Below are 17,379 nucleotides of genomic sequence, written 5' to 3'. Positions count from 1 at the left end.
TGTGGTTGATAGCGCCGTGGCCGATAGGATCAGGGGGCCCAGTACAGCGCCAGGGGCGCGGACAGGAAGGCGCGGATCGGCAACTCGCTGACGGCCTCGACATCGCCCAGTGCACGTGACAGCACGGCCTGCTTGTCGGTGCCGGTCAGATGCAGCACGGTACGGCGCGTCTGGCGCAAGCGCTCGAGGCTCAGGGTGATGCGCGCCTGCGGGACGCTGGGGGCACGCATCGGCACACAGCAATCACGGCTGGTCAGCGCTTCCTGCAGGCGATCCCCATCCGGGAACAGCGAAGCCGTGTGACCATCGCCCCCCATGCCGAGAATCACCGCGGAGGCCGGCCAGGAGAGTGCCGCGATGCGAGCACTCACTTCCTCGCAACCCGCCTCTGGCTCTGCTTCGGCGTTGGTCAGCGGATGGAAGGTCGCGGCAGCGGCTGCGCCCTTCAACAGATGCTCACGTACGAAGCGGGCATTGCTGTCGTCGGCGTCTTCACTCACCCAACGCTCATCCGCGAGGGTGATGTCCACACGCGACCAGTCCAGCGGCTTGTCACGCAATGCGGCGAACAACGGCTTGGGCGTCGAGCCCCCGGAGACCACCAGCAGTGCGCGAGCCTCAGGCGCCGCCAGGTCAGCGGTCAGTGCTGCCGCGAGATACTCGGCCAGCGACTCGGCAGTCTGCTGGCGCGGGTCCTGGGTGGTGCTCTGTGTCATGTCGACAGCCATCTCAATACTCCTCATACCAGCTGCGACCATCACGCGTGATCATCGCGATGGAGGAGACCGGCCCCCAGGAGCCCGCCGGGTAACGACGCGGCGTGGCAGCGCGCGATTCCCAGCCATCGATGAGGGTATCGACCCAGCGCCAGGCGTGTTCGATCTCGTCACGACGCACGAACAGATACTGTTGGCCCTTGATGACCTCGAGCAGCAGACGTTCGTAAGCTTCCGGAATCCGGCGCTTGGGGAAGGCGCTGTTGAAGTCGAGATCCAGCGGACCCGGACGCAGGCGCATGCCCTTGTCGAGGCCGGAGTCCTTGGTCAGCACCTGCAGCGAGATGCCTTCGGAGGGCTGGAGACGAATGATCAGCTTGTTGGCCGCCAGCGAACGCTGGTCCGGATCGAAGATGTAGTGCGGCTGCTGACGGAAGTGGATCACGATCTGTGACAGCTTCTCGGGCATGCGCTTGCCGGTACGCAGGTAGAACGGCACGCCTGCCCAGCGCCAGTTGGACACTTCGGTCTTGAAAGCCACGAAGGTCTCGGTGGAGGACTCGGTATTGGCGCCCTCTTCTTCCAGATACCCCGGCACGTGCTGACCATCGACGGCACCCGCGATGTACTGACCACGTACCAGATCAGTGTTCAGACGCTCACCGGTGATCGGGCGCAAGGCCTTGAGCACCTTGACCTTTTCATCGCGAATGGCATCGGCGTCCAGATTGGACGGCGGGTCCATCGCGATCAGGCACAGCAGCTGCAGCAGGTGATTCTGCACCATGTCACGCAGCTGACCCGCCTGATCGAAGTAGCCCCAGCGTCCCTCGATACCGACCTTCTCAGCCACGGTGATCTCGACGTGGGAGATGTGGTTCTGGTTCCACTGATTGCCGAACATCGGGTTGGCGAAGCGCAGTGCAATCAGGTTCTGAACGGTTTCCTTGCCCAGATAGTGATCGATGCGATAGATCTGCGACTCGTGGAATACCGCGCCGATGGCATCGTTGATGACACCGGAGCTTTCCAGGTCGGAGCCGATCGGCTTCTCAACCACGACACGCGAGTTCTCATCCAGACAACCGGCGGCCTGCAGGTTGTTGCTGATGTCACCATAGATGCGTGACGGCACGGAGAGATAGATCATCAGCGGGCGCGGCGAAGGCTTGCCCTTGGCGTCAACCCGCCAGTCGGCGATGGCCGAGTAACCTTCCACCGTGCTGAAATCCAGCGCGGCGTAGCTGATACGGGCGAGGAAGCGCTCGATGGCAGCCTTCTCGAAATGCTCCGGCTTGACGCGCTCCTTGAGCGAGGCCTGCACGGTTTCCTTGAAGGATTCGAGGCTGACGTCCTGACGCGCCAGGCCGATCAGGCGAGTCGCCTTGTCGAGCAGACCATCGCGATCAAGGTGATAGAGGGCTGGATACAGCTTGCGCTTGGCGAGGTCGCCCAAGGCGCCGAACAGGGCAATATCCACGCCCGGAATGGTGTCGGAACTCATGCAGCCGATTTCTCCCGTCGAAACTGCCCTGCATGCCTGGCTGGCCGATACGGTGGTGCCCTCCCTGAATCTCCGATGGCGCGACGCGAGGGGCGCAGCACGCAGGATTTCAAGAGGCATGTGGGACACCGGGACGGCTGTGGCGATACATGGCTGGTTATATTAACAACAAATGTAGCGATAACGTCGCGCTCTCTCAAGACAAATCGCCCAACAAGTAGGTAAACTTACCTAAAAGTGGTAGCCAGCGGACGTTTCACTGAGCTTGGAGCATCGTCCGAGGCAAAGGGATGCTTGGCCTGCCAGACGAGTGAGGCTAGGATGCCCAGATTACGTAGTTATTTCACTACACAATGGCAAGGTAATCGGCGAATGGCAGTACACGACCTCATCAACCGCATCCGCGAACGTCTCGACGACCTCAATCGTTCAGAGCGCAAGGTCGCTGACGTCATTCTGACAGATCCGTCGGCCGCCACGGGAATGAGCATCGCGGCACTCGCTCAGGCCTCGCTGGTCAGCGAGCCGACCGTCAACCGTTTCTGTCGCAATTTCGACGCCAAGGGCTTCCCGGACTTCAAGATCAAGCTGGCCCAGAGTCTGGCCGGTGGCACGCCCTATGTCTCGCGCAGCGTCGAGCAGAATGATGACGCCGAATCCTATGGCGACAAGATACTTGGCGCCACGGTTGCCGCTCTCGATGATGCGCGCCGCGCCCTTGATGCCAAGCGCATCGAACGTGCGGTGGATTATCTGAGCCAGGCCAAGCAGATCTGCTTCTTCGGCCTGGGGGCTTCCGGGCCGGTGGCGGCAGATGCCCAGCACAAGTTCTTCCGTTTCAATCTGCCCGTGATGGCCTATGAAGACGTGCTGATGCAGCGCATGGTCGCGGCCGCCTGCCATACCGGTGACGTGATCGTGATCATCTCCTATACCGGCCGCACGCGGGAACTGGTCGATATCGCCAGGCTGGCGCGCGGCAACGGTGCCGCCGTGCTCGGCATCACCGCGCCGGACTCTCCGCTGGCGCGCGAGTGTACCGAGGTGCTGGAAGTCATGGCACCGGAGGACACCGACATCTACATGCCGATGACTTCGCGCATGATCCATCTGGCTCTGATCGATGTGCTGGCGACCGGCGTGACGCTCAGGCGTGGCGTGGACTTCCAGCATCACCTCAAGAAGATCAAGGATAGCCTCAAGGACACCCGTTTTCCGCCGGAATCCTGACGGTTCAAGCAGCGGTGGACTTGCACCGATGCCGCCAAGGCACAACAATACGCGCCATGAACCTGCATGCGGCCGCTGGCTGCATGATCTCCCATGTCGTGAATGCCGAGGAAGCCCTCATGCGCTGGTTGGCCACTGCTGCTCTGACCCTGTTCTCTGCCCTGCCTTTCAGCATCAGTCTGGCGCAAGCCGAGACCTTCAAGTTCACTGCCATTCCCGATGAAGATGAGTCGCGTCTGGTGGAGCGCTTCGACAAGGTCGCCGACTACCTGGAAGAGAAGCTCGGGGTGGATGTCGAGTACGTGCCGGTCAAGTCCTACAGCGCCGCGGTCAGTGCCTTCCGCAATGATCAGATCCAGATGGCATGGTTCGGCGGCCTCACCGGTGTCCAGGCCCGCCAGCTGGTGCCGGGCTCCCAGGCGATCGCCCAGGGTGTGGAAGATGCCGCCTTCCGCAGCTATTTCATCGCACGACGTGATCTCAAGCTGGCCGGCGATGCACAGACGCCGCTGGAGACGCTGCCCGAATCCGTGGAAGGCCACTCCTTCACCTTCGGTGCCAAGACCTCCACTTCCGGGCGCCTGATGCCGGAATACTATCTGCGCGAACAGTTCGATGACGCCCCCGAGAAGGTCTTCTCGCGCGTCGGCTTCTCCGGTGATCACTCACGCACCATCGCGCTGGTTGCCGCCGGCACCTACGACGTGGGCGCCGTGAACTACGCCGTGTGGGAAGCCGCCGTCAAGGATGGCAAGGTCGATCCCGCCAAGGTCCAGGTACTGTGGGAAACTCCGGCCTACCCCGACTATCAGTGGACAGTGCGCGGCGATGCCGACAGCCACTACGGTGCGGACTTCACGCAGCACCTCACTCAGGCGCTGCTGGACATGAAGGATCCGGACCTGCTGGAAAGCTTCCCGCGCTCCGGCTTCATCCCGGCCAGCAATGATGACTACGCCCCGATCAAGACGGTTGGCGAGCAACTCGGTCTGCTGCGCTGAGTCATGACCCAGGCAACACCCTCTCCCCTGCTGCACCTATCACGACACCACCTCGGCCATGGCGCCGAGGTGGTGTTGCGCGATCTGGACGTTCATCTCGAGCATGGCGAGCGCGTCGCTCTGCTTGGCGCCAGCGGTGCGGGCAAGTCCACGCTGCTGGAAGCCTTGCGCAGCGCCCTGCACGAGCAGGGTACGCCTGCAGCCTGGTGCCCTCAGCGTCAAGGACTGGTGCCTCAGCTCTCCGTGTATCACAACATCTTCATGGGCAGGCTGGATCAGCAATCGTCGCTGACCAACCTGCTCAATCTGCTGCGCCCCAGGCCCGCTCATTGGCAGGCAGTCGCCGCCGTATGTGAACCTCTGGGCATCGCCGGCCTGATGGAGCGATCGGTCGAGGCGTTATCCGGTGGACAGCGTCAGCGGGTGGCCATCGCCAGGGCACTTTATCAGGGACATGATCTGTTTCTCGGGGACGAGCCTGTGGCGAGCGTGGACCCGCATCAGGCCAGCCAGCTGATCCACTGGATTCACTCTCGCCATGCCACCAGCGTGGTAGCGCTTCACCAGAAGGAGTTGGCACTCACTCACTTCACTCGTGTCATCGGTCTGGGCAAGGATGAGAACGGCAACGGCAAGGTGCTGCTCGACGCCAATACCGACGACCTGAAGCCGCAAGACCTCGACTGCCTCTACCCTGCCGCCAGCAGTGAGCCACTTGATGTCGACTGAACCCGGCCTCGCGCTCTCTAGACTGCGCAAGCCGCCACGCTGGTGGCAGGCGCGCAGTGAAGGCTCACACCTGCTGCGGCTCGGTATCGGCCTGCTGGCTGCCATGCTGATACTGGCACCCTTCGGTGATCTCTCCATTACCTCACGGGAGCCATGGCAGGAACTTGGCCGCATGCTGAATGGCCTGGTGATGCCGGCCCCCAGTGCACTGGAATCACCAGTGCATGCCTTGATCCTGACGGTGGCGTTCGCCTTATGGGGGACGCTGCTGGGGGCGCTGCTGGGACTGCCCCTTGCGCTGCTCTACTCCCGCTCACGAGCATTGCGCGCTGTCTGCGCCAGTCTGCGGGCCGTGCATGAGCTGTTCTGGGCACTGCTGCTGCTGCAGGTATTCGGCCTGTCCGCCATCACGGCGCTGGCCGCGATCACCATCCCCTACGCGGCAACCTTCGCCAAGGTCTACGCCGAGATACTGGAACAGGTTCCCCAGGCACCGCGCCGCGCTCTGCCTGCCACCACATCACGCCTGATGTGCTTCGTTTATGCAGAACTCCCACTCGCATGGTCGCGATTGGCGAGCTACACCCGTTACCGTTTCGAGTGCGCGCTACGCGCCAGCGTCCTGCTGGGCTTCGTCGGCTTGCCGACGTTGGGCTTCTATCTGGAAAGTGCTTTCCGCGAAGGTCGCTACCATGAAGCCGGCGCCCTGCTGTGGATCTTCTACCTGCTGATCGCGACGCTGCCATGGTGGGGACATCGTCGCCTGCTGCCCCTTCTGGGAGTCGCCAGTCTCTGGTGGCTGGGGCCATGGCCGGACGTGAATCCGACACTGCTGTGGCGCTTCCTCAGCCACGACATCTGGCCAGCGCCGCTGGTCAATGCCAGCGTCGATTCACTGATCTCCGGCCAGCTACTTGCTGATCTGCTGGATTGGGCGAGCCATCTGCCCCACCTGCTGTCCGCGCTGGGCAACACCCTGCTGCTCGGTCTGCTGGGCACCGCAGGCAGCCTGCTGATCGCCATGCTGCTGTGGCCATTGGCCAGCCGACATGTGGGCAATCGCGCCTCCCGACAGGCCACTCAAGGGCTGATGATCTTCCTGCGCACCACCCCTGAGCTGATGCTGGCCTTCATTCTGCTGCTGCTGCTGGGCCCCTCGCTCCTGCCTGCCTGGCTGGCATTGTCCCTGCACAATGGCGCCATCATCGCCTTTCTGTGTGCACGACATGCCAACCAGATCCAGCTGCCGCCCGGCAAGCCCCGCGGACGACTGGAAAGCTGGCTGTATGAGATCAACCCGAGAGTCGCGCCCGGCATGTTCGCACTGCTCTTCTATCGCGCCGAGACCATCATTCGCGAGACGGCGATTCTCGGCATGCTCGGCGTGGCAACGCTGGGCTTCCACATCGATTCGAGCTTCGAGTATCTGATGTTCGACCAGGCCTTTGCATTGCTGCTGCTGACCGCAATACTCAATATCTTCGTGGACAGCGTCGCGCGCCGTCTGCGTCCGACGCATGAAATCGCCGAAGACAGCTGCGTTCGCTGACCTCACTCCTTGCTGACCTGCATTCGATTCATGTGCAAGCAGTCACTTCCCTCACACCCGGCCTGCCGCGAGCTTCCCATGACGACATCCGCTCAGACGAAGACAGATTCTGCCGCACAGGCCAGACGTGAGGCGCAGCGCATCACCCTGATCGGCGCGGCGCTGGATGGGGTGGTGGGCATCGCCAAGCTGATCGTCGGCAAGCTGGTCGGCTCTCAAGCCTTGATGGCCGATGGCATCCATTCACTGTCAGACCTGGTGACGGATGCCTTAGTGTTGGTGGCCACTCACTTCGGCCGTCAGGCACCGGATCGCTCGCACCCCTGGGGGCATGAACGCATCGAGACGCTGGGCACGCTGGTGCTTGGCAGCTTGCTCATCGCCGTGGCGGGTGCAATCGGCTGGGAAGGCGTGCTGCGCAGCTGGGAGCTGATATTCGGCACGCTGAGCATTCCGCTGCCAGGTGCCCTGGGCATCGGCGTCGCGGTGATTTCCTTGATCGCCAAGGAAGCCATCTTTCGTGCAACGCTCAAGGTGGCTCGCAAACAGAAGTCCAGACTGCTGGAAGCCAATGCCTGGCACTCACGCAGCGATGCGCTCTCGACCGTCGCCGTGCTGGTGGGCTTGATCGGCACTCAGCTCGGAGCGGGCTGGATGGATGGAATAGCTGCCATCATCGTCGCGGTGATGGTCGGCAAGATCGGCGTATCGCTGGCGTGGGAAGCCTCGCGGGAATTGATCGACACCGCTCTACCACGCGAACAACAACGCGCCATGAGTGAATGCCTGCTGTCATTGCCGGAAGTGCGTGGCGCACATGATCTTCGCAGTCGCACGCTCGCCGGTCGTATCGTGCTGGAAGTCCACCTGCTGGTCGCGCCACGCATCAGCGTCTCCGAAGGTCATGCCATCGGCCATCACGCCGTGGCACGCCTCAAGTCAGAATTCCCCCAGCTCAGCGATGTGCTCTACCACATTGACCCCGAAGACGATTCACATATCGGCCAGGCGGGCACGACACATCCCACGCTCATGCAGCCACTGCCGCTGCGCAGCGAGATCATCACTGCACTTGATGCCTGCTGGCAGTCACACCCTGTATGGCAAGAACGCAGCGGGCTGATGCTTCACTATGTCAATCATGTCACCACACCCCCCTCTGCTCCCTTGAGTGCTCCACATGTCGATGTCCAATTGGAGGTTGCCGAACAGGCATTCACTTCGCTCAGCGAATGTAACCTGGCACCTTCCTCACGCAACACGACAGTCGATGGACTGCAACGCCTGGCGAAGGACATCCGCTGGCTGGGAACGGTAAGACTCAGCATCATTTCGCGCGCCCAAGAGGCCGAAACGTGAGTTACACTTTGCGATACACAGCAGTCTGCCCAGCGGTGCAGTGCCTCATCGAACCCACTGGTGACGATGATGTTCGTCACCTTGCCCATCTTCAGTGATCATACAAACACCCAAGGAGCACGCCATGAGCAACGCATCCGGCGAAATGCACAAGACACGCATCATCAATGAACTAAAAGGTTTCATTCGCAAGCTGCTGCAAGACCCGAAGATTCTCGAGCAGTCACTGGTGGTGGCGCGAGCGCGCCTCAAGGAAGGGGCAGAACAAGGAAAAAACGAGCAAGCGGTGCTGGCCATCATCGCCAACGAGATTTCTGACACTACCAGCATCCATATCCCGGAAGATCCCACAGAGCATTCCGATGCAGACAAACTGTTCCTGGAGCTGCTTAAGGATGTAGTGGAGGAAGAAGAAGCGCTTTATTGAGCACAATAAAAAACCGCCCTAAAGGGCGGTTTTTTATTAAACAGATTCATTAACCACCTGTTGCAGTAACGGTACCACCGGTAGGACAACCCTTAGGAGCATAATCAGAGTCAACGTCGGTAGCGCAAGTCCAGCCACCATCAGCAGAACGCTGCAATTCGATGGTGTCACCTTGAATTGAAGGATTGCTGTTGGTAAATTCGAACTGAAGATACGCAGACCCATCATCCTCTTGGTTAACAGTCACAGTACCCAAATTACCTGCCGCATTAGGGGCAATACCAATGTAACCCGCATCAGAAGAGGTGGTAGATATTTCTAAACCGCGCAAAATTACATCTTCCGCAGCAGTTTGAGCACCACGAAGCGTAGCTAAACCAGATGCGGCTTCAGAACGAGCGACATAATCTTGATAACGCGGTATCGCGATGGCCGCCAGAATACCGATAATCGCCACAACGATCATCAGCTCAATCAGTGTAAAACCAGCTTGTTGCTTGCGTGTCATGGTATGACTCCCTTGCCTTTGCGTAGTGAGATCAGGTCGTACGTCCTGAAACCCCGGTTACTGTCCCTGAACATCAAACTGTTACTTAGGGTGACATGCCGTGTCGAGCGTTGCGACTCTGTATCAGCATCCCACCATTGTTAGCATAACATTTTGATATCACGGGGTATCGACCGGACGGGACGATTGATACCACAGCCACAGTTCAGGTGCCATTGCCATGTCGCAAGTCGCTTTCAAGGCGGCGCTGACGGCTGCTTGTGAGTTACAATAGATTACACTCAGTCACATTGCAAGCAACACCATGAAATTCTTTCTGCCCACCAAACCAACGCAGCTCAACGCTCACTGCAACTGCCTGACTACATCAGACTTCCCCTCCTTGATGGCAGTCTGATGACAAGACGGCGTTCAAGGGCCAGTTTTGATCTCTCCTTTTTACCCTCCCTCTTTTGCCCTGCAAGTCAGCCTCTCAAGACACGCCATCAGTGGATCTTCTCCTGGCCACCGCTCGAACATCGCCGAGTCCGACTGAGGCACTGACGGCTGCCTCCAAGCCTCTAGCTCGGGAGTGGGCTGGTAAAGTGAGGGTGCCGGCATATCTGCCAAGTGCCAATCAGGCTACACTGGAGACAACATCAGCACTCTCGCAACTCACCACGCTGGCAAGAGATTGCAACAATATTGTGGGCTGTCAGGTATCGCGGCGCTCATCGACACGAGCCGCAGGACAGACTTCCAGATTCGCCACAGGACATTTCCATGCCCCAGACTGATCAGACGTTGAAGGGATTTGCCGCTCGCCTGGTGGAATCAGGCTTGCTGGAGCCTCAGGCTGCCTTGCTGGCTGAGCAGGAGGCCAATGAGGCTGGCGAGAGTCTGCTGCTGCATATCATTACTCATGGCCTGGCTCCGGCACGTGAGGCCACCTCGGTGGCGGCATGGGAATACGGGCTGCCCTATGTGGATCTCGATGCAATACGTATCGATTCCCTCCCGAGCATTGATGAGCTGCCAGAGAAGGTACTGCGCAAACTGGGGGTACTGCCACTCTATCGACGTGAACATCGTTTGACCGTCGGTGTACCCTCCCCATCGACACTGACTCACCTTGATGAATTGCAGTTTGCCACCGGCCTGTCGATTGAGAGCGTGCTGGTCGCAGCTGATCAGCTGACGCCGGCATTGGAGCAGTACTTGGAAGCCGGTGAAGAAAGCGCCATGGATATGCTTGGCGGTGAAGGTGAAGCCCTCGATGGCTTGGAGTTCGAGGGCGAGGAGGATAACAATAACGATCTTGCCATCACGGCCAACAGCGACGATGCGCCGGTGGTGCGCTTCGTTCACAAGGTACTGCTGGATGCCATCAAGCGTGGCGCCTCGGATATCCACTTCGAACCCTACGAATCCACCTATCGCATTCGTTTTCGTATCGATGGCATGCTGATCGAGAATACTCGCCCGCCCTTCAACATGCGCAACCGTATCTCGGCGCGCTTGAAGGTGATGTCGCGCATGGATATCTCCGAGCGGCGTCTGCCTCAGGATGGCGCCATCAAACTGCGACTTTCCAAGTCACGCTCCATCGATTTTCGTGTCAACACCTTGCCAACCGTTTACGGGGAGAAGTTGGTACTGCGTATCTTGGACCCCAGTTCCGCCAAGATGGGGATCGAGGCGCTGGGCTTCGAGCCCGAACAGCGTGCCATGTTCGAGAAGACACTTGCCGAGCCTCAGGGCATGATTCTGGTCACCGGCCCTACCGGTAGCGGCAAGACCGTCACCCTTTATACCGGCTTGAACATCCTCAACACGCCTGAGCGCAATATCTCGACCGCGGAAGACCCGGTCGAGCTCAAGGTGGAGGGTGTCAATCAGGTCAACGTATTGCCCAAGATTGGACTCGACTTCGCTTCGGCACTGCGTGCCTTCCTGCGCCAGGATCCCGACGTGGTGATGGTCGGGGAGATACGGGACAAGGAAACCGCGGAAATCGCCGTCAAGGCCGCGCAGACAGGCCACCTGGTGCTCTCGACCCTGCATACCAATTCTGCCCCTGAAACGTTGACGCGCCTCAGCAACATGGGGATCGCGCCCTTCAACATCGCAAGCTCGGTTTCCTTGATCATCGCGCAACGTCTAGCGCGGCGTCTGTGTCCCCACTGTCGTCAACCTGCCGAGATCCCCCAGGAAGCCATGGCCTCGATGGGCTTCAGCGCAGAAAATGGCTTCAGTGCGGAAGATCTGGAAAATGCCACCATCTATCGTCCGACGGGTTGCAGCCAATGCACGTTAGGGTACAAGGGACGCGTCGGCATCTATGAAGTGATGCCCATCTCTGATGAGATGAGCCGCTTGATCATGCGGGAAGGGACCGCGATAGAACTGGCAGACCAGGCGCGCAAGGAAGGGTTGTCGGATCTGCGCCGCAGCGGCCTGCGCAAGGTCATGGCGGGCATGACCTCGCTGGAAGAAGTCAACCGTATCACCAAGGATTGATGACAATACGCTGGAGCGTTGACAGCACCGATGTGAACAATCTACACCAGCGCTGACTTTTGCTCAGTCATCAGGCACATTGAACATGGATTACCTCCCACCGCGATGAGCAGGTCACTCATGCACTGCTGCCAACAGTGTAAATCGCAGCAAAGGGAAGGAGCAGCCACTGGCATGCTCACAAGCAACATGAGTCTCGCGAGTCAAGACGGGGACTCTCATTCATCAGGGAATGACAACCGACATGGCGACGATCAAAACTGCCAAGAAAGACAAGAAAAAGGCGGGCATAGAAACCTGGCAATGGACAGGCAAGAATTCGCGTGGTGAAAAGGTCAAGGGCGAATTGATGTCCGCCAATGTCGATCAGGTGAAGAATACGCTGGCTAGCCAGGGCATCGTCGTCAAGCGTTTGCGCAAGAAATCCGCCCTGTTCGGTGGCAGCAAGAGAGTCAGCGGCAAGGATGTCACCATGTTTGCTCGACAGATGGCGACGATGATTCGCGCCGGCGTCCCCGTCCTGCAAGCCTTCGGTATTGTCGCCGAGAGCATGAAAAGCCCTGGCATGCGCCACCTGGTGGAAGATCTGATGAACCAGGTCGGCGCGGGCGCCAGCTTCTCGGAAGCGCTGCGCAAGCACCCACAACATTTCGATAATCTATTTACCAACCTGGTCGCCGCAGGTGAGCAGGCCGGTGCCCTCGACAAGATGCTTGATCGCGTCGCGACCTATAAAGAGAAGATCGATTCACTGATAGCTCGAGTAAAAAAAGCACTCTATTATCCTGCAGCTGTTATTTGTGTCGGCTTTGGCGTCACAGCTATATTGTTGATCAAGGTCGTGCCCCAGTTCGAGACACTTTTCAAAGGGTTTGGAGCAGAACTACCAGCATTCACACAATTAACCCTCACACTTTCAGAATTTGTGCAATCTTATTGGTATGTGATTTTGGGTGCATTTATTGCAATCGCCATATTCATATCACAAGGCATGAAGCGCTCAGATAGGTTTGCTTACGGTATGCATCGCTTCATGCTGAAAGTACCGGTGCTAGGCGACATCCTTGATAAGTCGGCGGTGGCACGCTACTCACGCACTCTCGCCACCACCTTTCAGGCTGGCGTACCCTTGATAGAATCTCTTGATACTGCTGCCGGCGCGACGGGCAGCAAGGTCTATGAGCGCGCCATCGCTCAGATCAAGGAGGATGTCTCCACGGGTCAGCAGCTCAACTTCGCCATGCGTAACACGCAACTGTTTCCCACACTGGCAGTTCAGATGGTGGCTATCGGGGAAGAGTCAGGTGCCTTGGATGCCATGCTCAACAAGGTGGCCGACTTCTATGAAGAGGACGTCGACAACAAGGTCGATGCCCTTACTTCATTGCTAGAACCCTTGATCATCGTGGTGCTGGGCACCTTGGTCGGCGGACTAGTAATTTCTATGTATCTGCCAATATTTGAGATGGGCAACGCTATCTGATACTGCACGGCCAGTTGCTTCATCATGACAGGCGGCCGCGACACCCGAAGGGGCGCGGCCGCCTCATTTCCAGTCCAGCTCTTCTGACAAGGATGTTCCGTGGATTCTCTCACCTCCCTCTCCCCCGCTCTTCAGGCCTGCCTCGCGGGGATTTTCGGCCTGTTGATCGGCAGTTTTCTGAATGTAGTGATCACACGCCTGCCGGTGATGATGATGCGTCAGTGGCGTGCAGAAGCACGTGAAGCGCTGGAACTGGAGCCGGAAGCGTCGCCACGTTTCAATCTGTTGGTGCCTGCCTCACGCTGCCCTGGCTGCGACACCCCAATCAAATGGCATGACAATCTCCCTGTCATCGGCTGGCTGAAACGCCGCGGCCGCTGCGCGAGCTGCAATACCCGTATCAGTGCACAGTATCCACTGGTGGAGCTCGCCGGTGGCGCGCTCGGCGCTTCCATCGCGTTGATCTACGGCCTGGAAGCACAGAGCCTGTGGATCTTCGGCGCCTGTCTGACGCTGCTGGTGTTGTCCGTGATCGATTTCCGCACCCAGCTGTTGCCTGATGCCATCACGCTACCGTTGCTGTGGGCCGGTCTCGCCTACCAACTGCTTTTCCAGCCATTGATGCTGCCCAGTGCCGTGATTGGTGCCATGGCCGGCTATCTGGTGCTGTGGAGCTTCTACTGGCTGTTCAAGCTGGTGACTGGCAAGGAAGGCATGGGCTATGGCGATTTCAAGCTGTTGGCGGCACTGGGCGCCTGGCTGGGCTGGCAGTGGTTGCCACTGCTGTTGATCCTCTCTGCGGGACTCGGCGCAGTACTCGGCATCCTGTTGCAACTGCTGGTACCGCGCCTGCGGGGAGCCCCCATGCCATTCGGCCCTTATCTGGCCGTGGCAGGCTGGATCGCGCTGTTGTTCGGCACCCCGCTGATGAGCCTCTACCTCAGCGTGATAGGTGCCTGATGACGACTGCGCTCAATCAAGGCCCCATCATCGGGTTGACGGGCGGTATCGGAAGCGGAAAATCCAGTGTGGCACGGATGTTCGGAGAGCTCGGCATCCAGTGGGTGGACGCCGATGATGTCGCGCGCGAGATCGTGCGTCCCGGCGAAACCGCACTGGCCGAGATCATCGCCCACTTCGGCGAGTCGATCGTCACGGCGCAGGGCGAGCTTGATCGCGCCGCGCTGCGCGAGCGGATCTTTGCTGCCCCCGAGGAGCGTCAATGGCTGGAGCGCTGCACCCATCCGCGTATCCGGGAGCGCATCGTGCAACACCTGGCGGCCATGACCAGCCCCTACCGTCTACTGGTCTCTCCCCTGCTGTTCGAGTCCGGCCAGGACAGCCTCGTCTCACGCACCCTGGTGGTGGATGTCAGCCAGGATGTTCAGCTGGCGCGCACGCTGAGCCGCGATGGCGTCAGCGAAGCGCAGGTACGCGCCATCCTCGCGGCCCAGCTGCCGCGCGAGACACGACTGGCCAAAGCCGACGATGTCATCGACAATAACGGCAATCAGGCGAGCTTGCGTGAGCAGGTCGCGGCCTTGGATGTCCGCTATCGCTCGCTGGCCGCCTCCAATGCATCATTTCAGGAGCTTCCCGATGTCTGACTCCGCGTCCTCACAGCCCCACAAGGCGCCCTTGTCCGTTGCCTGCCCGCAATGTCGAACCCCCGTGGCCTGGAGCGCCGCCAGCGAATTCCGCCCCTTCTGCAGCAAGCGCTGCCAGCTACTGGACCTCGGCGCCTGGGCTGATGAGTCCCACAGCATCGCCGGCGAGCCGGCCATGGACGAGACCAGCATCGACGAGATGGTGGCACGCATGGAGCGCGACATGAATCAGCAGTAGCGCTCGAGAGAGCCCTGCTGGTTCAGACTGGCTCAAGCTCGACGCTCAAGATGCTCGCCAAAAAAAGACCCTCGAGGCTGGCCTCGAGGGTCTTTTTCATTCAGGCAACTGCCATCAACGCGCGATCGTCACTTCCAAAAGTCACGAATCGACGCAATCCCCTGGGCGCCGACGGCGCGCGCATGGTCACTGTCGTAGCGCGACATGCCCCCAAGGGCATAGACCGGCATGCAGGCCTGCTCGACCAGCTCCTGGAAGTCATGCCACCCCAGTGGTGCACGCTCAGGATGGGAAGGCGTGACACGCAGCGGTGAAAGGCTGACGAAATCACAGGTCACCCGTCCCGCCTGATCCAGCTGTGCCTGGTCATGCGTCGAGGCGGACAACCACTTGTTGGCCGCGATCGGACGCTCGCCCTTCTCTGCCAGCTCCGCCAGACGCACGCTGGTCAGGTGGATACCGTCCGCATCGACCTTGTCGAGCATGGAAGGCTCGGCATTGAGCAACAGACGCGCACCACGTGCATGACAGATCGCCAGCGCCTTCTCGGCCCGTGCAATGTACGCCGCCTCATCGAGTTCCTTGGCACGCAGCTGTACCAGGCGCACGCCATCTTCATCCAATGCACGGATCAAGCGTGTCTCGAAGATTCCCTCATCAGCCTCTTCCGGCGTGATCAGATACTCGCGTGGCAGCGAGACCGCGCGCAGAATCGGCAGATTCGCAGCCGGGAAGGCGTATTTGTAAAGGTCCTCGATCTCGACCCAACGCACTGCCTGCCCTTCGCGGCCAAAGGGCTCGCCATTGAACTGACGCGTTTCCCACACATCCAGCAGGATATGCTTGTCCGGGTATTCGTGATGAATGCGGATCAGCGGCTGAGCACGCGTGATCTCGACCCCCAGCTCTTCGCACAGCTCACGCTTGAGCGCTTCCAGACCGGTTTCGTAGGGCGCCAGCTTGCCACCCGGAAACTCCCATAAGCCGCCCTGATCCACCGTCGAGGGACGGCGTGCAATCAGGACCTGGCCCTGTTCGTTTAAGATGGCGGCAGCCGCCACGTGAACCCTTCGCTTCGGCATGATGCCTGTACCTTTGACTCGCGTTGTACATCCGACTCCACCCTGATGAGGCGAAGCCTGCGGGAGATGTTGCATTACCGTTTCAGCGTAAGCCTCTGCCCTCAGGCATCAGCTACGATAATCGGCATTGATCGAGACGTAATCGTGGGACAGATCCGATGTCCAGATACGCGCCTTCTGCTGGCCACGCCCCAGGCGGATACCGATCACCAGCTCTTCCTCGGCCATGGCAGCACTGCCGGCAGCCTCGGTATAGCTGGCGGCTCGTCCGCCCTGCTCGACGATGCTCACGCCGTTGAGCGTGATCGCAACGCCGTCAACCTCAAGATTTTCCAACGGCGCCCGTCCGACGGCCGCCAGAATTCGTCCCCAGTTGGCATCACTGGCGTAGAGAGCCGTCTTGACCAGTGGCGAGTGAGCCACGGTGAAGCCGACCGCACGCGCCTCTTCCACGGAGCGCGCTTCCTCCACCTCGAGGGTGACGAACTTGGTCGCCCCTTCACCATCACGGATGATGGCCTGCGCCAGCTCGAGCATGACGTCGGCCAGCGCAGCCTCGAAGGCGACCAGATCCTCACCCTCGACCCGAGCGGCCCTGGCCGTGACAGCCAGCATGCACGCATCATTGGTCGAGGTATCGGAATCCACCGTGATGCTGTTGAAGCTTCTGACCACGACCCGGCGCAGCATCTCATCCAGCGCAGACTGATCGATGGCGAGATCCGCGTCAGTGGCCACGAAGCCCAGCATGGTCGCCATGTTGGGGCAGATCATGCCAGAGCCCTTGGAAACCCCGGCAATGGTGACACACTCGCCATTGGCCAGCGTCACGCTACGCCAGCTGCCCTTGGGCCGAGTATCGGTGGTCATGATGCCGTGTGCCGCGTCGGACCAATTCCCCTTGCCCAATGCCGCGAAGGCCGTCGGCAGTGCGCCGGTCAGACGATCCATCGGCAAGGGCTCACCGATCACGCCGGTTGAGAACGGCAGAACGGCCTGTGCATCACAACCCGCGACATCGGCCAGGAACTCACAGGTAGCAAGCGCGTCTGTCATGCCCTGCTCACCTGTCCCCGCGTTGGCGTTGCCGGTGTTGATCACCAGATAGCGCGGCCCATCGATCTCGGCCTTGAGATGTCGACGCGCGACATGCACCGGTGCCGCACAGAAGGCATTGCGCGTGAAGGTTCCCGCGAGACGCGATCCTGCATCGAGCGCCATGATCACCAGATCACGTCGCCCCGGCTTCTTGATACCGGCTTCAGCAACCCCGATCTGCAGGCCGGAAATTTCCGGCATGTCTGCGGGGAAAGTGGAAGGCCCTACCGCCATCGTTCACGTCTCCAGTCGCGTTGTCCTGTCACTACACGGCATCGCGGGACAGACGGTGCTGCTCCGCGATGCATTCGATACTCAGTACTGAAAAGCTATGCTCAACGCTGAAAAT

General features: G+C 59.9%; 16 protein-coding genes. 11 read left to right on the top strand and 5 right to left on the bottom strand.

All coding sequences use genetic code 11. The features are described from left to right. Window positions 1-29: 29 nt before the first annotated feature. Complete coding sequence (pgl, locus tag AC26AR_RS03760) at window positions 30-728, bottom strand: 6-phosphogluconolactonase (RefSeq protein ID WP_488107562.1); 699 nt, start codon at window positions 726-728, stop codon at window positions 30-32. A gap of 1 nt (window position 729) precedes the next feature. After that, window positions 730-2,220: a glucose-6-phosphate dehydrogenase gene (zwf, locus tag AC26AR_RS03755; RefSeq protein ID WP_077371740.1), complete on the bottom strand. Its 1,491-nt coding sequence runs from the start codon at window positions 2,218-2,220 to the stop codon at window positions 730-732. 372 nt (window positions 2,221-2,592) lie between these two features. Here zwf and AC26AR_RS03750 point away from each other — a divergent pair, with 372 nt between their 5' ends. From AC26AR_RS03750 to AC26AR_RS03725, 6 genes are all read left to right on the top strand, one after another. After that, window positions 2,593-3,450 carry a MurR/RpiR family transcriptional regulator gene (locus tag AC26AR_RS03750; RefSeq protein WP_077371737.1) on the top strand — a complete coding sequence of 286 codons (858 nt, stop codon included), beginning with the start codon at window positions 2,593-2,595 and terminating at the stop codon, window positions 3,448-3,450. A 119-nt stretch (window positions 3,451-3,569) separates the two neighbouring features. Continuing rightward, window positions 3,570-4,451: a putative selenate ABC transporter substrate-binding protein gene (locus tag AC26AR_RS03745; RefSeq protein WP_084209792.1), complete on the top strand. Its 882-nt coding sequence runs from the start codon at window positions 3,570-3,572 to the stop codon at window positions 4,449-4,451. A gap of 3 nt (window positions 4,452-4,454) precedes the next feature. After that, window positions 4,455-5,180 carry an ATP-binding cassette domain-containing protein gene (locus tag AC26AR_RS03740; RefSeq protein WP_176492897.1) on the top strand — a complete coding sequence of 242 codons (726 nt, stop codon included), beginning with the start codon at window positions 4,455-4,457 and terminating at the stop codon, window positions 5,178-5,180. Then, complete coding sequence (locus tag AC26AR_RS03735; protein ID WP_488107561.1) at window positions 5,170-6,729, top strand: PhnE/PtxC family ABC transporter permease; 1,560 nt, start codon at window positions 5,170-5,172, stop codon at window positions 6,727-6,729. The genes AC26AR_RS03740 and AC26AR_RS03735 overlap by 11 nt, the downstream gene beginning before the upstream one ends. A gap of 78 nt (window positions 6,730-6,807) precedes the next feature. Beyond that, window positions 6,808-8,088, top strand: a complete 1,281-nt coding sequence (locus AC26AR_RS03730) for a cation diffusion facilitator family transporter (protein ID WP_488107560.1) — start codon at window positions 6,808-6,810, stop codon at window positions 8,086-8,088. A gap of 124 nt (window positions 8,089-8,212) precedes the next feature. Then, on the top strand, window positions 8,213-8,515 hold the full coding sequence (locus AC26AR_RS03725) for a hypothetical protein (protein ID WP_488107559.1): 303 nt from the start codon (window positions 8,213-8,215) through the stop codon (window positions 8,513-8,515). Window positions 8,516-8,564: 49 nt separating this feature from the next. Here the strand turns inward: AC26AR_RS03725 and AC26AR_RS03720 are convergent, their stop codons facing one another. Continuing rightward, complete coding sequence (locus tag AC26AR_RS03720; protein WP_488107558.1) at window positions 8,565-9,023, bottom strand: pilin; 459 nt, start codon at window positions 9,021-9,023, stop codon at window positions 8,565-8,567. A gap of 762 nt (window positions 9,024-9,785) precedes the next feature. Here AC26AR_RS03720 and pilB point away from each other — a divergent pair. From pilB to yacG, 5 genes are all read left to right on the top strand, one after another. Then, the gene (pilB, locus tag AC26AR_RS03715; protein ID WP_488107557.1) at window positions 9,786-11,522 is read left to right on the top strand and encodes a type IV-A pilus assembly ATPase PilB; all 1,737 of its coding nucleotides are present in this window, start codon (window positions 9,786-9,788) and stop codon (window positions 11,520-11,522) included. Between the two features lie 244 nt (window positions 11,523-11,766). Continuing rightward, window positions 11,767-13,005 (top strand): type II secretion system F family protein, encoded by a 1,239-nt coding sequence (locus AC26AR_RS03710; RefSeq protein WP_488107556.1) that lies wholly within the window; start codon window positions 11,767-11,769, stop codon window positions 13,003-13,005. A gap of 99 nt (window positions 13,006-13,104) precedes the next feature. Then, window positions 13,105-13,965: a prepilin peptidase gene (locus AC26AR_RS03705; RefSeq protein WP_488107555.1), complete on the top strand. Its 861-nt coding sequence runs from the start codon at window positions 13,105-13,107 to the stop codon at window positions 13,963-13,965. Further along, window positions 13,965-14,612, top strand: coding sequence for a dephospho-CoA kinase (gene coaE / locus AC26AR_RS03700; protein WP_404983614.1), 648 nt, complete (start codon window positions 13,965-13,967; stop codon window positions 14,610-14,612). Before AC26AR_RS03705 ends, coaE begins: the two co-directional genes overlap by 1 nt. Further along, window positions 14,605-14,850 (top strand): DNA gyrase inhibitor YacG, encoded by a 246-nt coding sequence (yacG, locus tag AC26AR_RS03695; protein ID WP_141392184.1) that lies wholly within the window; start codon window positions 14,605-14,607, stop codon window positions 14,848-14,850. Before coaE ends, yacG begins: the two co-directional genes overlap by 8 nt. A gap of 128 nt (window positions 14,851-14,978) precedes the next feature. Here yacG and AC26AR_RS03690 read toward each other — a convergent pair whose 3' ends face one another. After that, window positions 14,979-15,932, bottom strand: coding sequence for a Nudix family hydrolase (locus AC26AR_RS03690; protein WP_077371708.1), 954 nt, complete (start codon window positions 15,930-15,932; stop codon window positions 14,979-14,981). Between the two features lie 108 nt (window positions 15,933-16,040). Further along, complete coding sequence (gene argJ, locus AC26AR_RS03685; protein ID WP_084209208.1) at window positions 16,041-17,264, bottom strand: bifunctional glutamate N-acetyltransferase/amino-acid acetyltransferase ArgJ; 1,224 nt, start codon at window positions 17,262-17,264, stop codon at window positions 16,041-16,043. Between the last annotated feature and the right edge of the window lie 115 nt (window positions 17,265-17,379).

The organism is Cobetia sp. PS-4MA (assembly GCF_057670765.1).
This window is presented reverse-complemented; position numbering and strand designations above follow the sequence as displayed.

What these genes read in the sequence shown, in the direction of transcription:
- pgl (WP_488107562.1), bottom strand. Translation starts at nt 728, where the DNA reads ATGGCTGTCGACATGACACAGAGCACCACCCAGGACCCGCGCCAGCAG.
- zwf (WP_077371740.1), bottom strand. Translation starts at nt 2,220, where the DNA reads ATGAGTTCCGACACCATTCCGGGCGTGGATATTGCCCTGTTCGGCGCC.
- AC26AR_RS03750 (WP_077371737.1), top strand. Translation starts at nt 2,593, where the DNA reads ATGGCAGTACACGACCTCATCAACCGCATCCGCGAACGTCTCGACGAC.
- AC26AR_RS03745 (WP_084209792.1), top strand. Translation starts at nt 3,570, where the DNA reads ATGCGCTGGTTGGCCACTGCTGCTCTGACCCTGTTCTCTGCCCTGCCT.
- AC26AR_RS03740 (WP_176492897.1), top strand. Translation starts at nt 4,455, where the DNA reads ATGACCCAGGCAACACCCTCTCCCCTGCTGCACCTATCACGACACCAC.
- AC26AR_RS03735 (WP_488107561.1), top strand. Translation starts at nt 5,170, where the DNA reads ATGTCGACTGAACCCGGCCTCGCGCTCTCTAGACTGCGCAAGCCGCCA.
- AC26AR_RS03730 (WP_488107560.1), top strand. Translation starts at nt 6,808, where the DNA reads ATGACGACATCCGCTCAGACGAAGACAGATTCTGCCGCACAGGCCAGA.
- AC26AR_RS03725 (WP_488107559.1), top strand. Translation starts at nt 8,213, where the DNA reads ATGAGCAACGCATCCGGCGAAATGCACAAGACACGCATCATCAATGAA.
- AC26AR_RS03720 (WP_488107558.1), bottom strand. Translation starts at nt 9,023, where the DNA reads ATGACACGCAAGCAACAAGCTGGTTTTACACTGATTGAGCTGATGATC.
- pilB (WP_488107557.1), top strand. Translation starts at nt 9,786, where the DNA reads ATGCCCCAGACTGATCAGACGTTGAAGGGATTTGCCGCTCGCCTGGTG.
- AC26AR_RS03710 (WP_488107556.1), top strand. Translation starts at nt 11,767, where the DNA reads ATGGCGACGATCAAAACTGCCAAGAAAGACAAGAAAAAGGCGGGCATA.
- coaE (WP_404983614.1), top strand. Translation starts at nt 13,965, where the DNA reads ATGACGACTGCGCTCAATCAAGGCCCCATCATCGGGTTGACGGGCGGT.
- yacG (WP_141392184.1), top strand. Translation starts at nt 14,605, where the DNA reads ATGTCTGACTCCGCGTCCTCACAGCCCCACAAGGCGCCCTTGTCCGTT.
- AC26AR_RS03690 (WP_077371708.1), bottom strand. Translation starts at nt 15,932, where the DNA reads ATGCCGAAGCGAAGGGTTCACGTGGCGGCTGCCGCCATCTTAAACGAA.
- argJ (WP_084209208.1), bottom strand. Translation starts at nt 17,264, where the DNA reads ATGGCGGTAGGGCCTTCCACTTTCCCCGCAGACATGCCGGAAATTTCC.